Source organism: Pseudomonas sp. BN102, from assembly GCF_029871245.1.
Taxonomy (GTDB): Bacteria; Pseudomonadota; Gammaproteobacteria; order Pseudomonadales; family Pseudomonadaceae; genus Metapseudomonas.
Genome location: NZ_SSON01000048.1, coordinates 68,441 through 83,039 on the forward strand (window position 1 = coordinate 68,441; position 14,599 = coordinate 83,039).

The 14,599-nt window shown below is 65.3% G+C and carries 10 protein-coding genes; 4 read left to right on the forward strand and 6 right to left on the reverse strand.

Annotation, left to right across the window (positions count from 1 at the left end; all coding sequences use genetic code 11):
- Positions 1-58 precede the first annotated feature (58 nt).
- The 3 genes from E8F12_RS09370 to E8F12_RS09380 are packed head-to-tail and all read right to left on the reverse strand — an operon-like array spanning position 59 to position 6,132.
- Complete coding sequence (locus E8F12_RS09370; protein ID WP_280324966.1) at positions 59-3,703, reverse strand: translocation/assembly module TamB domain-containing protein; 3,645 nt, start codon at positions 3,701-3,703, stop codon at positions 59-61.
- Complete coding sequence (locus E8F12_RS09375; RefSeq protein ID WP_280324967.1) at positions 3,700-5,430, reverse strand: autotransporter assembly complex family protein; 1,731 nt, start codon at positions 5,428-5,430, stop codon at positions 3,700-3,702. The genes E8F12_RS09370 and E8F12_RS09375 overlap by 4 nt, the downstream gene beginning before the upstream one ends.
- 48 nt (positions 5,431-5,478) lie before the next feature.
- Entirely contained in the window at positions 5,479-6,132 is a 654-nt protein-coding gene (locus E8F12_RS09380) for a GNAT family N-acetyltransferase (RefSeq protein WP_280324968.1), read from the reverse strand.
- Between the two features lie 132 nt (positions 6,133-6,264).
- Between E8F12_RS09380 and xthA the strand changes: the two genes are divergently transcribed.
- Positions 6,265-7,077, forward strand: coding sequence for an exodeoxyribonuclease III (gene xthA, locus E8F12_RS09385; protein ID WP_280290510.1), 813 nt, complete (start codon positions 6,265-6,267; stop codon positions 7,075-7,077).
- A 160-nt stretch (positions 7,078-7,237) separates the two neighbouring features.
- Here xthA and E8F12_RS09390 read toward each other — a convergent pair whose 3' ends face one another.
- Positions 7,238-7,567, reverse strand: a complete 330-nt coding sequence (locus E8F12_RS09390) for a YegP family protein (RefSeq protein ID WP_280324969.1) — start codon at positions 7,565-7,567, stop codon at positions 7,238-7,240.
- 285 nt (positions 7,568-7,852) lie between these two features.
- Between E8F12_RS09390 and E8F12_RS09395 the strand changes: the two genes are divergently transcribed.
- Entirely contained in the window at positions 7,853-9,220 is a 1,368-nt protein-coding gene (locus E8F12_RS09395; RefSeq protein WP_280324970.1) for a phosphate ABC transporter substrate-binding/OmpA family protein, read from the forward strand.
- Positions 9,221-9,294: 74 nt separating this feature from the next.
- Here E8F12_RS09395 and E8F12_RS09400 read toward each other — a convergent pair whose 3' ends face one another.
- On the reverse strand, positions 9,295-11,538 hold the full coding sequence (locus E8F12_RS09400; RefSeq protein WP_280324971.1) for a TonB-dependent siderophore receptor: 2,244 nt from the start codon (positions 11,536-11,538) through the stop codon (positions 9,295-9,297).
- A 351-nt stretch (positions 11,539-11,889) separates the two neighbouring features.
- On the opposite strand from E8F12_RS09400, the gene E8F12_RS09405 reads away from it, so the two are divergent.
- Positions 11,890-12,900: a TerC family protein gene (locus E8F12_RS09405; RefSeq protein WP_280324972.1), complete on the forward strand. Its 1,011-nt coding sequence runs from the start codon at positions 11,890-11,892 to the stop codon at positions 12,898-12,900.
- Positions 12,893-13,069: a hypothetical protein gene (locus E8F12_RS09410; RefSeq protein WP_280324973.1), complete on the forward strand. Its 177-nt coding sequence runs from the start codon at positions 12,893-12,895 to the stop codon at positions 13,067-13,069. The genes E8F12_RS09405 and E8F12_RS09410 overlap by 8 nt, the downstream gene beginning before the upstream one ends.
- 203 nt (positions 13,070-13,272) lie before the next feature.
- Here the strand turns inward: E8F12_RS09410 and E8F12_RS09415 are convergent, their stop codons facing one another.
- Complete coding sequence (locus tag E8F12_RS09415; protein WP_280324974.1) at positions 13,273-14,499, reverse strand: acyl-CoA dehydrogenase; 1,227 nt, start codon at positions 14,497-14,499, stop codon at positions 13,273-13,275.
- Between the last annotated feature and the right edge of the window lie 100 nt (positions 14,500-14,599).

Here is a 14,599-nt window from a genome sequence, read left to right on the forward strand (position 1 = left end):
TCTCTGTAGGGGCGAATTCATTCGCCCCTACAGGTTGAAATCCAGATGAGCCTGATCTTCAGAAATCCCGCTTGTAGAACAGGTCCAGGGAGCTGGCCAGGCCGCTGGCGGCTTCCAGGTAGAGGCGCTTGGTCAGCTCGTAGCGCAGGGCCACGACGCTGGTGGGCTCGAGCACGCCGAGGCCATAGCGGATGCTCAGGCGCTCGGTGATCTGCCCGGTGGCGCCGCCGTCGTCCAGTTGCAGGTCCTTGAGACCGAGGCGCTGGGCCAGTTCGCTGGCCACCGACGCGCTGCCCGACAGGCCCATGGCCAGGGCCGCCTGGCCCACGGCGTTGCCATCGCCGCTGCTGCTCAGCGGGCGGCCAAGGATGAGGTAGGACAGCGCCTGCTCCTGGCTCATGGCCGGGTTGGAAAAGACCTCGGTGGTGGGCTCATCGGCGCGGCCATTGAGGCGCAGGCCGGCGGTGACATCGCCGACGGTGCGGATCGCTTCCACGTCCAGGTAGGGCTGTTCCAGGGGCCCGGCGAACAGCAGCCGCGCGCGGCGCAGGTCGAGGCGCTGGCCATAGGCGCGGTAGCGGCCGTTCTTCAGCACCAGTTCGCCCCGCCCAGTGAGGTTATCGCCCACCTTAAGGTGGCCCTGGAGGTCCGCCGTCAGGCCGAAGCCGGAGAACTGCAGGCGCTCCTGGCCGACTTCCACGTCCACGTCCATGTCCATCTGCAGCGGCTGCTGTTCCGCCTGCTGCTCGCCCACCACCCGGGCGTCCGGCGAGACCTTGATCGCCTGGGGCGGCAGTTCGCGGACCTTGATCTTGCCGCGCGGCACCAGCACCTTGCCGGTTACCGCCAGACGCTCGCCGGCCAGGCCGATGCGCAGGTCCGGTTCCACCTCCAGGTTGGCGTAGGGCTCCACCACCACCGGCAGGCGCGAGCCGCGCAGAGCCAGGTCGAGGTCGAGGCCGCGAGCCCAGGCCAGGCTACCGGACAGGCTGCCCTGCCCCTGCTCGCCACTGCGCCACTGGCCGCTAACCTCCAGGCTTTCGCCGGCGATGCGCGCATCGAGGCCGAGGGCCTCGAAACTCATCGGCAGCTCACCGCCGCCGATGCGGCCGTCGCGAAGCTTCAGGTTACCCAGCACATAGGGCGCAAGCAGCGTGCCGCCCAGGCTGCCGGCGCCCTGCAGGCGACCTTCCAGCTGTTCCACCTTGGGCACGAAAGGCCGCAGCACGGCGAGGTCCAGGCCGTCCAGGCGGAACTGTCCGGAAAGCGGCTTCTGCGCCGGGCGCGGGTCGATCCGCGCGTCCATCTGCAGTTGACCCAGCCCCTGGCCCTGGAAACTCAACTGGCTGTCGATTCGTTGTGGACGCAGGGTGCTTGCCAGCAGCAGGCGCTGGTAGGGGAAATCGACCCAGTGATCCTCTTCCTTCAGGCGCAATACGCCGCTGCCAGCGTCCAGGGTGATCTGGCCGTTGGGCCCGCTGGCGGGCAGGTCGAGCTTGAGGTCGGCATTGAGTTCGCCCTGCCAGGCGAAATCCTCCGGCAGCCAGCGCGCCAGGCTGGCCAGGGGGAAATCGCGCAGGCGGTAGTCCAGCTTGGGTTCCGGCATCAGGAGCTGCTCGCCGCCACAGAGGCTGGCAGGCCCGGAACGCCAGCAGTGGGCGCCGAAGTTCAGCTTGCCATCGGCCAGGCGCTCCAGCCGCGCCGGGGCCTCCAGGTGCCAGTCCTGGCCGCTGGCCTGGACCTCCCCGCGGGCGAGGCGGCCGCGCCAGTTCGCACCGTCGAGCTTGCCGTCGACGGCCAGCAGCAGGTCCAGCATCGGTCCCTCGAGATTGAGCTCCAGCTGCTGGCGCACCCGGTCGCCGGAACCATCGGCGGTGAGGGTGCCGAATTCGTTGTCGCCGGAGGCCAGACCGTCCACCAGCAGTTGCACGCGGCCACGCTGGGCGGCGTCCAACTGTGCGTCCAGCTTCAGGCGGTCGAGACGATTGTCGGCCTGCCCCAGGCGTTCGCCGGTCAAGGCCAGCTTGCCTTGCGGCGCCTGCAGGGTGCCGGCGAGGTCGAGGCGGCCCTGGAGCTTGCCGAAGAGTTTCGGCCAGAGCTGGCCGAGGCGATTCAGGGCGAGGTCCAGGCGGCCGCTGAGTTTCTGGTCCAGGCGCGCCTGGCCTTCTATGCGGTTGTCCCCCAGGCGCACTTGCAGGGTATTCAGGTCCCAGCGCTCACCGGCGCCTTCAGCCTTGGCCTGAAGCACCGCAGGTTGGCCACGCAGCTGGCCTTTGAGGTCAAGGTCGGCATTCAGCTCCAGGCGCTGCTCGCGCCAGGCACCCCGGGATTGCAGTTGGCCGGCCAGCTTGCCCGGCAGTTCTGCCAGCCAGTAGGACGGGTCCAGTTCGCTCAGGGCCAGTTGGCTGTCCCAGCCGACGCCATTGGCGAAGTCGATCTTCACCTGGCCCTGGGCCCTGCCCTGCCCAGCCTTGAGCTGCAGGTCAGCGAGGGTGACGCTGGCCAGGTCGCCGGCCACCGGGCTGCCCAGATTGAAGTCGCCGGCCGGTCCCTTGAGGCTGGCGTCGAACTTGCCGTCGTAGCGGGATTCGGCGTAGCGCACCTCGGCGTCCAGCTGGTGCAGCTTCACCGGCGGCGATTGCTCCTGCGGCAACAGCCGCTGCCAGGGGAAGTCGCGCCATTGCAGGCGACCGTCAATGGCCAGGGCCTGCTGCCAGTCGACGCGGCCCTGTAGCGCCAGGATTTGCTGGGGTTCGCCGGTGAGCTGCAGCTGCTGGATGTCCGCCCCCTTGGCATCCACCCGGCCGGCAAGGGCCAGGGCTATCGCACCCTCCTCGCCCGGCAGGCTGGCGCTGCCCTGCACGGCATAGCCATCCTTGAGGTCGCCCTTGGCAGTCAACTCCACCTGGTTGAGGGTCAGGGTAGCCGGCAGGTCGGCGCTGGCCTTGAAGCCATCGGCGCGCAAGCGGGCGCTGGCCGGGAGGTTTTCCGCCAGCGGGCGCAGCTCGCCATCCAGGCGCCCGGCGAGATAGCCGCTGCTGTCGGCCTGGACCTTGAGCACGCCCTGCAGGTCGCCATTCGCCTTGAGTGCCAGCTTCCATGGCACATCTCCCGGTGCGGGCAGTTGCAGACTGCCTTGCAGGGCCAGGGGCCAGCCACCCTCGGGCCGCAGTGAGCCTTGCAGCTCCAGGGTCAGGCTGTCGCGGCGCAGGCTCAGGCGCTCCAGTTGCAGGCCGTCGGCTTGCCAGTGCGCCACCAGTTCAAGCTGCTGCAGCTGGTCGTTGCCATCGAGGAGGAAGCGGCCGATGCGCACTTTCCCCAGTTCCAGGGCCAGGGGCAGGCGCAGCTCGGGCAGGCTGATGGGCCCGCCACCCTCCTCGGCTTCTGACGGGGGCAGGTCGAGCCGGATGCTGTCGCTGGCCAGCTCATCGATACACAGGGTGCGGCGCAGCAGGCAGGCGGGCGACCAGTCCAGCAGCGGTGCGCCCAGCTCCAGGCGGGTGCCGTCCTGCTTCCAGGCCAGGCGTTTGGCGCTCCAGCGGCCGCCGAGCTGGCCGGCGAAGCCTTCCGCTTCCAGCCCCGGCACTCGTCCCAGCAGCCAGCGCCCGCCAGCCTCGCTGAACAGCAGGATGGCCAGCAGCGCCAACAGGCCGACGAGGGCGATGGCCAGGCCCGAGAGGCCGAACTTCAGCACACGCCTCACAGTTCAGGCCCCATGGAGAAGTGAATGCGGTAGCCGCCTGGATCGTCCAGGGCCTTGGCCAGGTCGAGGCGGATCGGCCCCACCGGGGAGACCCAGCGCACGCCGAAGCCGGCGCCGGTCTTCATCGCCGCATTGAGCGAGTCCATGGCGTTCCCGCGGTCGACGAAGGCGGCCAGACGCCATTTGTCGGTGATCGGGTACTGGTACTCGGCGCTGCCCACCAGGAGATAGCGGCCGCCCACTTTCTTGCCGTTGCTGTCTTCCGGCGACAGGGTCTGGTAGTCGTAGCCGCGCACGCTCTGGTCGCCGCCGGCGAAGAAGCGCAGCGACGGCGGGATGGCGTCGAAATCGGTGGTGGCGATGCCGCCGGCCTGGGCGCGCCCCAGCAGACGGTGGCCGCCGGGCAAGGTATAGAGGCCCTTGGCCAGGGCGCTGGCGTAGGTGAAGTCGGCATCGGATAGGATGCCCTCCTTGGCGCCGCGCACGTCGAACAGCAGGGAGTAGCCGCGGTTCGGGTCGAGCTTGTTATCGCTGCGGGTCACGCCATAACTGATGCCGGGGATCAGGAAGCTGCTGCGGCCGTCGTCGCTGCCGTCGCCGAAGTCGAAGGTCTCCTGCTCCCAACGCAGGGACACAATCCGCTGCCAGTCGCTGGGTAACTTGGACTGCCATTGCCCGCCGAGGGTGAAGCGGCGACTCTCGACGTCCACCAGGTTCTCGCGCTGAAGGCCAGTGGTGAAGCGCAGGCTGTCGGTGAGCGGCGGATCGAGGGGAATCTCGTACCAGGCGCCGACGTTCTGCCGCACCGGAGACACCTCGGCCTCGGCGCCAAGGCGATGGCCCTGGGGGTTGATCCAGTGACGCGTCCAGTTGGCCCGCGCGCGCGGGCCGACGTCGGTGGAGAAACCGATGCCCAGGCCCACGGTGCGCGGCTTGACCGCCGCCAGCCGGACCTTCACTGGTATCAGCAGGCCCGCGCCCTTCACCGGGCTGGCATCGACCCGCACTTCGTCGAAGTAGCCGCTGGCCTGGAGGTTCTGGCTCAGTTTGGCGACCTGGTCGGAATCATATGGCGTGTTGGCCGGGAAAGGCACCAGACGCGCCAGCAGGTCCGGGTCGAATGGCGTGTCGCCATCAAAGCTGACCGCGCCCAGGCGGTAGCGCTGGCCGCTGTCATAGACCAACTCGATATCGGCGACGCCGGCGCGCGGGTCGATATCCAGGCGCTGGCGGGTGAATCGGCCGTCGAAGTAGCCGAAGCGCAGCGCCTGGTTCTGGATCAGTTTCTTGGCGTCCTCGTAGGCGCCGTGATTGAGCTGGGCACCGGGTTTCAGCGCCTTGCTCTCGGGCACGCGAAACGCCTTGTGCGCGCTGGCCTCGCCGTCGATGCGCACCTGTACGTTGCGCAGCCGCACGGGTTCGCCGGGGACCACCAGCAGGTGCAGGGAGGGGGCTTTGCCACCTTCGACGCGGCTGTCGATCTCGGCCTGGTAGTAGCCCAGGGCTTGGGCGGCCAGGCGCGCCTGCTCCTCGGCGGCACGCCGAAAACGTCGCAGGGCTTCTTCATTGCGATCGCCAACAGCGCCGATGTAGGCCTCGATATTGGCCTTCAGCGCCGCGTTGGCAGGGTCGACCTCCACGTCCAGCGCGGACTTGGCCAGCGCCAGACTGCTTATGCAGAGCAGGGCCACCAGCAGCGGCCCGCGCAATCCTTGGCAGAAATTCATGCGCGGAATGCTACCACGGCAACCTGCCTCGTCCTTCGGAAATGCCTGTCAGCCGCTGGCCTGCAACACCGGCCGCGGATTGGGGTGGAACAACACATGCTCGACCACCGGCCCCAGCGCCACCTCCCCCACTTCCTCGTAACCCTGGCGCTTGTAGAAGTCGAGATAGCGGACGTTGCCGGTATCCAGCACCACGCCTTGCGAGCCGTCGTCTTCGGCGCACCAGTTGTGCAGCGCTTCCAGCAGCTTCTCACCGAGGTGGCGGCCCTGGAACTCCGGGTGGACGCCCAGCAGTGGCAGCACGTGGTACGGGCCAGGCGGCAGGCAGGCGAGCACGGCGTCGTGGTAGTCGAGGTAGCGGCGGGTGCAGCGGAAGCCAGTGGTCAGCAGCATGCGCAGGCGCCAACCCCAGCTTTCGGTGATGTCCAGGCGGCGTTGCGGCGGGGCGATCAGGGCGATCCCCACCAGCCGTTCCTCGATCAGCAGGCCGATCGCCGGCAGTTCCTGGAAGAAATGCTGCTGCACCAGTTCGCGCACTGTGGCGCGCACCCGCTGCTCGTATCCAGGGCGTTCGGCCTCGAACAGATAGGCGAAGGTGGGCTCGTGGCGGTACGCGTGGTACAGCAGGGAGCGGGCTTCGTGGCTGTAGCCGCCGTCCAGCTGGCGCACCTCGACCGGAGCGCTGGGGATGTAACCGGGCATTCGCGGCACCTCATTTGTTATGGGATTGTCGGGCCAAAAGGGAAATTAGCACCTGTTCCTCCACCCGGCCACGCGACTGGCCCGCATTGCGCCTATGGGCTAGCATCCGCTTTTTCCCAGGAAGGCTCAGCGATGAAGATCGTTTCTTTCAATATCAATGGCCTGCGGGCGCGTCCCCACCAGCTCGAAGCGCTGATCGCCAAGCACCAGCCGGACGTGATCGGCCTGCAGGAAACCAAGGTTTCCGACGACCAGTTCCCGGAAGCGGAAATCCGCCAGCTCGGCTACCACGTCCACTATCACGGGCAGAAAGGCCACTATGGCGTCGCCCTGCTCTCCCGCCAGGAGCCGCTGTCGCTGGTCAAGGGCCTCCCCGCTGACGACGAGGATTCCCAGCGCCGTTTCATCTACGGCACCTTCGCCGATGCCCAGGGCAACCCGGTGACCGTGATGAACGGTTACTTCCCCCAGGGCGAGAGCCGCGATCATCCGGTCAAGTTCCCGGCCAAGGAACGCTTCTACGCGGACCTGCAAGGGCTGTTGGAGAGTCAGTTCCAGCCGAGCCAACCACTGGTGGTGATGGGCGATATCAATATCTCGCCGGAAGACTGCGACATCGGCATCGGCGAAGAGAACCGCAAGCGCTGGCTGAAGACCGGCAAGTGCAGCTTCCTGCCGGAAGAACGCGAATGGCTGGCGCGCCTGAAGAGCTGGGGACTAGTGGACAGCTTCCGCCACCTCAACCCCGAGGTGAACGATCGCTTCAGCTGGTTCGACTACCGCAGCCGCGGCTTCGAGGACAACCCCAAGCGCGGCCTGCGCATCGACGTGATCCTGGCCACCAGCCCGCTGCAGGCGCGGATCAAGGATGCGGGGATCGACTACGATTTGCGCGGCATGGAAAAACCGTCCGACCATGCGCCGATCTGGCTGGAACTGGCATGAGGATGCTTGCGTAGGGGGATGTCGCCTTTTGCATCCACCAGCGGGGCCATGCCTGCCACCGACGGTCGATCGGAGAAGCGTGATCCACCCAACGCCCAGCTGCGGAATCCGCCCATGAAAAAGGCCCATCGATGATGGGCCTTTTCTATTGCTGCCTGACTCAGGCTTCCTTCACCTGTTGCGTCGCGCCAACCTGCATGATGGTCTCGATGCCATTCTGCAGGCTCGACTCGGAATCATAGAGGTGGCTCCGGACGATGACGTCCTTGTTGACCGCACGCAGCTTGAAGTAATTCTTGCCGCTGGAATCGATGCGCCGCACGTAGCGCTCCCCATTCACGCAGTTCTCGCGGAACAGGGCGATGGCCTCCTCCGCCTTGCTGCGGCTCTCATAAACGCCGCTGTCCAGCAGGGTCTGCGCGTCGGCCGCCTTCAAACGCAGGCGCCAGGTGCCTGCAGTGTTCTTGCGCAGCTCGAACCAACCACTCATTCACAACACTCCTTCAAGGATTCAAGGATTCAAGGGAATGCGCACAAGCGCTGGCTGAAAGCACCACCGAGGGGATGCTTGCAGCAGCGGGCTACCCTACTCCGACCCTGATTGCCGAGCTGTAGGGCTGGGCTTATCGATCCGTAGGAGCGGCCAATCCACTTTCTGCGAAATTTCACCGCCGTAGCTCAAAACCTCATGCCAGAGCCTTTTCTGTCATATCTCCGTCACCCTACTGACTTAATCTCGCGACTCCTTCCACCCCCTCGAACAAGGTGTCTGCCCATGCCGCGCGCCATGACCGTCAGCGACAAGGATCTGTGGGGCCGTGCCCTCAGCATGTTGCTGCTTGGTTTCGTCTGCTATGCCTTCCCCTGGTCGGTGTTCGCCGCCGAACCCGCCACCGTCCTGCGCATCCAGGGCTCCAACACCATAGGCGCCAAGCTGGGGCCAGCGCTGGTCAAGGGGATGATGGAAGAGGAAGGCCTGCGCGCCATCCACCAGACGCCGGGCGACCGGGAGAACGAGGTGCATATCCTCGGCCACGATGCCCAGGGCAAGCAGGTGCAAGTTGAACTGGCAGCGCATGGCTCCTCCACCGGCTTTGCCGCACTGAAGGACGGCAGCGCCGAGCTGGCCGCCTCCTCGCGCCCGATCAAGGACGCCGAGTTCCACGATCTGGCCGGCTTCGGCGACCTGCGCAGCCAGTACGCCGAACAGGTGATCGCCATCGATGGCCTGGCCATCATCCAGCACCCGGCCAATCCCCTGCAGGCCCTGACCACGGCGCAGCTGGCCGCGGTTTTCGCCGGGGAGGTGAAGACCTGGGAAGAGCTCGGCGGCCAGGGTGGCGCCATCCACCTCTACGCCCGCGATGACCAGTCCGGCACCTACGACACCTTCAAGGAACTGGTGCTGACCCGACAGGGCAAGAGCCTGGCCGCCGGTGCCCAGCGCTTCGAATCCAACGACAAGCTGTCCGCCGCCGTCAGCGCCGACCCGCAGGGCATCGGCTTCGTCGGCCTGGCCTCGATCAACCAGGCCCGCGCATTGGCCATCGCCGACGGCGACTCCCAGGCCATGGCGCCCAGCGCGGACCTGATCGCCACCGAGGACTACCCGCTGTCACGCCGGCTCTTCCTCTATATCAAGCCGGGCGAGCAGAACCGCTGGGCCAAGGCCCTGGTGCAGTTCGCCCAGGGCCCGCGTGGCCAGGCGATAGTCGGCCAGACTGGCTTCGTCGCCCAGCAGGTGCAGGCGATCAAGGTCCAGGCGCAGCAGGACATGCCGCCGAGCTACCGCGAGCTGGCCGCCGGCGCCCAGCGCCTGTCGGTGAACTTCCGCTTCCAGGAAGGCAACGCCAACCTCGACAACAAGGCCCTGCGCGACGTGCAGCGGGTGCTGGACTACCTCAAGCAGACCGATAAGCTGGAGCAGAAAGTGGTGTTGGTGGGCTTCGGCGATCCCAAGGAAGACCCGAAGCGCGCCGCCCTGTTGTCCAAGCTGCGCGCCATGGCGGTACGTCGCGAGCTGACCAAGGGCGGCGTGGCCCTGCGCGAGGTCACTGGCCTCGGCGATGAGCTGCCGGTGGCGGCCAACACGGCCGAGGAAGGGCGGATTCGCAATCGCCGGGTGGAGGTCTGGGTGTATTGATCGTTGCCGCCAGCCAGGTTGAGAATCTCGCATGAAAGGCCCCTCCCCCGGATCGAGAGAGGGGCCTTGCCGCATCAGAAGTCGAAGCGGGTGGTCAGCATGAAGTTGCGCGGATCGCCGTAGAAACCACCCTCATAGAAGCCCAGGTTGCTGAAGTACTTCTCGTCGGTGAGGTTGTTGCCGTTGAGGGTAACCGACACCTGCTCGGTGACCTGGTACTTGGCCATGGCATCCAGCACCCAGTAGCTCTCCTGGGTGTACTCAAAGTCGCTGGCATTGGTCGCCGGACTCCACACGTCTTTCCAGATCTTGCTCTGCCAGCTGGCCGAGCCGCCGATGGTCAGCTTATTGAACTGGCCAGGCAGGCGGTAGCTGGTGGACAGGCGGAACATGTCCTCGGGCTCGGTGGTGGAAATCTTGTTGTCGTCGCCATCGCGGGTGATGCGGTGGGTGTAGCCGCCCTGGACCTGCCAGTCAGGCATCAGCTCGCCGGCCACTTCGAGTTCGAAGCCCTTGGTCTTGGCGCTCTGTACGGCACGGAAGATGGACTTGTTGCTCACCGGGTCGAAGCCGTCCTCCTCCGCGAGGTTGTCCTGCTTGACCTCGAACACGGCGGCGCTGGCATTCAGGCGGCCATCGAAGAATTCGGCCTTCAGGCCCAGCTCGTAGCTGTCGCCCTCTTCCGGCTCGATCGCCTTGCCACTGGCATCCTGCTCGCTCTCGTGGGGCTTGAAGATGCTGGTGTAGCTGGCATAGACCGAGTAGGTGTCGTTGAGGTCGTAGACCACGCCGGCATAGGGCACCACCACGCCATTTTCCTGCAGGTCCTGCCGCTTGGCGCTCTGGCCGGTAGTGAGGTCGGTGCCGGTGCTGTCCAGCTGCCAGTTGGAAACCCGGCTGCCGAGAATGATCGACAGGTCATCGGTGGGCTTGAAGCGACCGGTCAGGTAGGCAGCGGTTTCCTTCAGGTCGGTGTCGACCTTGGACACCGGGGTGCCCCAGTCCGGCTCGGGGAAGTCGCCGGTCCAGCCATTGATGGTCGGCACACTGTCGAAGAAGAACGGCCAGTTGGTCTCGTTGGATTCGATGTCGCGGTGCGACAGGCCGACCACCAGCTCATGCTCGCGGCCGAGCAGCTGGAAGGGACCGCTGGCATAGAGGTCGTAGGCGTTCTGGGTGGTCTCGTAGCGGTACTTGCCGCGCCAGATGAACATGCCGGTGCCATCCACCGGATTCGGGTTGCCGCTAGCGGCCGAGCCGAGGGTGATGGGCGAGTCGGTCTCGGTGCGGGTGATGGAGGCCTTTACCACCCAGTCATGGGCCAGGCGCTGCTCCAGGGTCACGAAGGCGTTGTCGGCGGTGTTGTCCCACTGGCTCCACTTGGTGCCCGGGTTGAATGAACGGGACAAGGTGAACTCGTTGCCGTTGCTGTCCACCAGCGGTGTCGAGGAACCCCAGGAGGAGCCATCCGGACGGTTGGTCTGGCGGCTCAGGCCGGCGCTCAGCAGGGTGTCGTCGGTAATATCGGTTTCGAGGATGCCGTAGAACACCTGCTTTTTCTCGGACAGGTGGTCCATGAAAGACTGGCCATCTTCATAGGCGGTGACGAAGCGGCCACGGACGTTGCCTTGCGGGGTCAGCGAACCGCCGATGTCGAATTCGCTGCGGTAGGTGTCCCAGCTGCCGGCACTGGCGGACACATAGCCGGAAAGCTCCCTGGTCGGACGCTTGCGCACCAGGTTGACGGTGGCTGAAGGGCTGCCGAAGCCACTGAGCAGACCGGTGGAGCCCTTCAGCACTTCCACGTGATCGTAGATCACCATGTCGGCCTGATCGATACCGTTGCCGAAGCGAAACGCCGCCGGAATGCCATCGATCTGGAAGTTGTCGATCTCGAAGCCTCGCGAACGGAATTCGACCCGGCTGCTGTCCAGCTTGTTGGCGGTAATGCCGGGAGTCTTTGACAATACGTCAACAATACTGGTCAGGCCCTGGTCATCCATCTGCTGACGAGTGATGACACTGACCGATTGCGGAGTCTCGCGAGGCGACAGCGACAGCTTGGTGGCGGTGCGCGTCGAGCCGGTGGTGTAGGAACCCGTGCCTTCGGTGGTTTCACCCAGGCGGTTGTCGGTGATGGCCGTAGCCCCCAGTTCCAGCGTTCCATTGCCATTTTCCTGCTCGTCGGCGGGCAGCACGCCGGCCTGCAATGCCAGGGTCACCCCCAGGATCGCTACGGACAACGGGTGATGCTTGAGGCGTTCGGCAACGGCATCCCCAGCCGTCTCGACCGCGTTGAACGCATTTCGCTGTTGCACTCTCAAACCCCTTGGATGGTCTATCTGCTTGGTGGCTGGCTAACCACTGGCTTTCTTCTTTTTGGCTGGGTGAGGCGCCCTTGGCTGGCACCTGGCGACCGTGCAGGCGGGATCGCATCTGACGGCGGATGCGGAGATTACTAACAAATAAGAATTATTTGCACTTGTACATCTATCTACTTCTCACTCGCATAATAGGATTTTCCTACAAAGGGCAAAGTTTTGTTACAGCGGCCTCGTTCCAGACCGGTACGACGAGCGACTAGGCTTTTCCTGTGACGCCGGGCCCCTCTGACGGCTGCCAACCGCCATGTCGGAGTCACTGTTCAACGACGACAGAAGGAGGGGCGCATGGCAGCTCTACAGGCATTTCTCTCCACCGACTTTCTCGGCACCGCCACCTGGTTGTGGCTCGTCTTCATCGGCATAGTCCTCGCCCTGCTGGTCTTCGACCTCGGGGTGCTGCACCGTGACCAGCATGAAATCGAGATGCGCGAAAGCCTGCTGCTCTACAGCGGCTACTTCAGCGTCGGCGTGCTGTTCGGGATCTGGGTCTGGTTCCAGCTGGGTGCGCAGAGTGCCCTGGAGTTCTACACGGGCTTCCTCGTGGAGCAGTCGTTGTCCATGGACAACGTCTTCGTCATGGCGATGATCTTCGGCTTCTTCGCCGTCCCCCGCCGCTACCAGCACCGGGTGCTGTTCTGGGGCATCATCGGCGTCGTCGTGCTGCGCGCCATCATGATCGGCGTGGGCAGTGCCCTGGTGAAGGAGTTCGACTGGATCCTCTACGTCTTTGGCGCCTTCCTGCTGTTCACCGGCGTGAAGATGCTCTTCGCCAGGGAAGACGCACACCCGGACCTGTCGCAGAACCCGGTGCTGAAGTTCGTCCGCCGCCATATCCGGGTCACCGATGAACTACATGGCGCGCACTTCTTCGTGCGCCTGAAACAGGCCGGCCAGGGCAAGGCCCTGCTCTACGCCACCCCGCTGTTCCTCGCCCTGGTGCTGATCGAACTGGCCGACCTGGTCTTCGCCGTGGACAGTGTGCCGGCGATCTTCGCCATCACCCAGGACCCGTTCATCGTCTACACCTCGAACATCTTCGCCATCCTCGGCCTGCGCTCCCTGTACTTCGCCCTGGCGGCGCTGATGCACCGTTTCGTCTACCTCAAGTACGCCCTGGCGCTGGTGCTGATCTTCATCGGCGGCAAGATTTTCCTGCATGGTTTCATTGGCAAGATTCCCGCCCTGGTATCACTTGGCGTAACCTTCGGCCTACTTGCCGGTGGCGTGATCCTGTCCTTGTTGAAGACGCGCAACCAACCGGCCCGGAGCACGGGTGATCTGGAGAAACATGGCTGAAGTACGGATCGAACCGTTCGAGAAAGATGGCTGGACCTTCTGGCGCGTACGCCTTGGCCGGCGCGCGCTGACCTTCCACGAAGAACTGGCCGCCCGCGCCTTCGCGGCGCAGCTGCACCTGCGGATGGGCTGGCTGCGGGCAAGCGCGGGACCGGAGAAGCACGACTGAAGCGCCCCAGCTTGCGGGAACGAACTCGTTCGCGCTGGCGGGCAGTCTGTAGGGTGGACATCGCTTTTCATGTCCACCAACGGAACTCAAGGTGACGCCGACGGTGGATGTGAAAAGCGACATCCACCCTACGTAAACGAGCAGTCCCGACCTGAAAACGAAAAAGGCCCGCATGATGCGGGCCTTTTTCATTGGGACGGCGATCACTGACCGCTGCGCATTTCCTTCGGCACGTACTTGCCGATCTCGAACTTGCCGATGGCCGCGCGGTGCACTTCGTCCGGGCCGTCGGCCAGGCGCAGGGTGCGCTGCATGGCGTACATGTAGGCCAGCGGGAAGTCGTTGGAGACACCGGCACCGCCGTGGATCTGGATGGCGCGGTCGATCACCCGCAGGGCGACGTTGGGTGCCACCACCTTGATCTGGGCGATCTCGCTCTTGGCCACCTTGTTGCCCACGGTGTCCATCATATAGGCCGCCTTCAGGGTCAGCAGGCGGGCCATGTCGATTTCCATCCGCGAGTCGGCGATCTTGTCGAGGTTGCCACCCAGGCGCGCCAGCGGCTTGCCGAAGGCGGTGCGGCTGACGGCGCGCTTGCACATCAGTTCCAGGGCGCGTTCGGCCATGCCGATGGAGCGCATGCAGTGGTGGATGCGGCCCGGACCGAGGCGGCCCTGGGCGATCTCGAAGCCTCGGCCCTCGCCCAGCAGTACGTTCTCGTAGGGCACGCGCACGTTCTCGAAGACCACCTCGGCATGGCCGTGGGGGGCGTCGTCGTAGCCGAACACCGGCAGCGGGCGCAGTACCTTCACACCGGGGGTGTCGATGGGCACCAGGATCATCGAGTGCTGCTGGTGGCGCGGCGCGTCCGGGTTGGACAGGCCCATGAAGACGAGGATCTTGCAGCGCGGGTCGCAGGCGCCCGAGGTCCACCACTTGCTGCCGTTGATCACCCACTCGTCACCCTGGCGCACGGCGCGGGCTTCCATGTTGGTGGCGTCGGACGAGGCTACGCCCGGCTCGGTCATGGCGAATGCGGAGCGGATCTCGCCACGCAGCAGTGGCTCCAGCCATTGTTTCTTCTGTGCTTCGTTGGCGTAGCGCACCAGCACTTCCATGTTGCCGGTATCCGGCGCGGAGCAGTTGAAGGGCTCCGGCCCGAGCAGGGAGCGGCCCATGATCTCGGCCAGCGGCGCGTACTCCATATTGGTCAGGCCGGCGCCGTATTCGGATTCCGGCAGGAACAGGTTCCACAGGCCTTCCGCCTTGGCCTTGGCCTTCAGCTCTTCCATGATCGCGGTGGGCTGCCAGCGGTCACCCTCGGCGACCTGCTGCTCGAATACCGGCTCGGCCGGATAGACGTAGGCGTCCATGAATGCGGTGACGCGTTCACGCAGTTCCTGGACCTTCGGGGAATAGGCGAATTCCATGTGGGGCTACCTTTTGCGGGGCTATGGGGTGAGGTCTGGTAAGGATGCTAGAACAGGGCGTAAGATTTACCCAACCTATTTTCGCCATGTATGAACATTC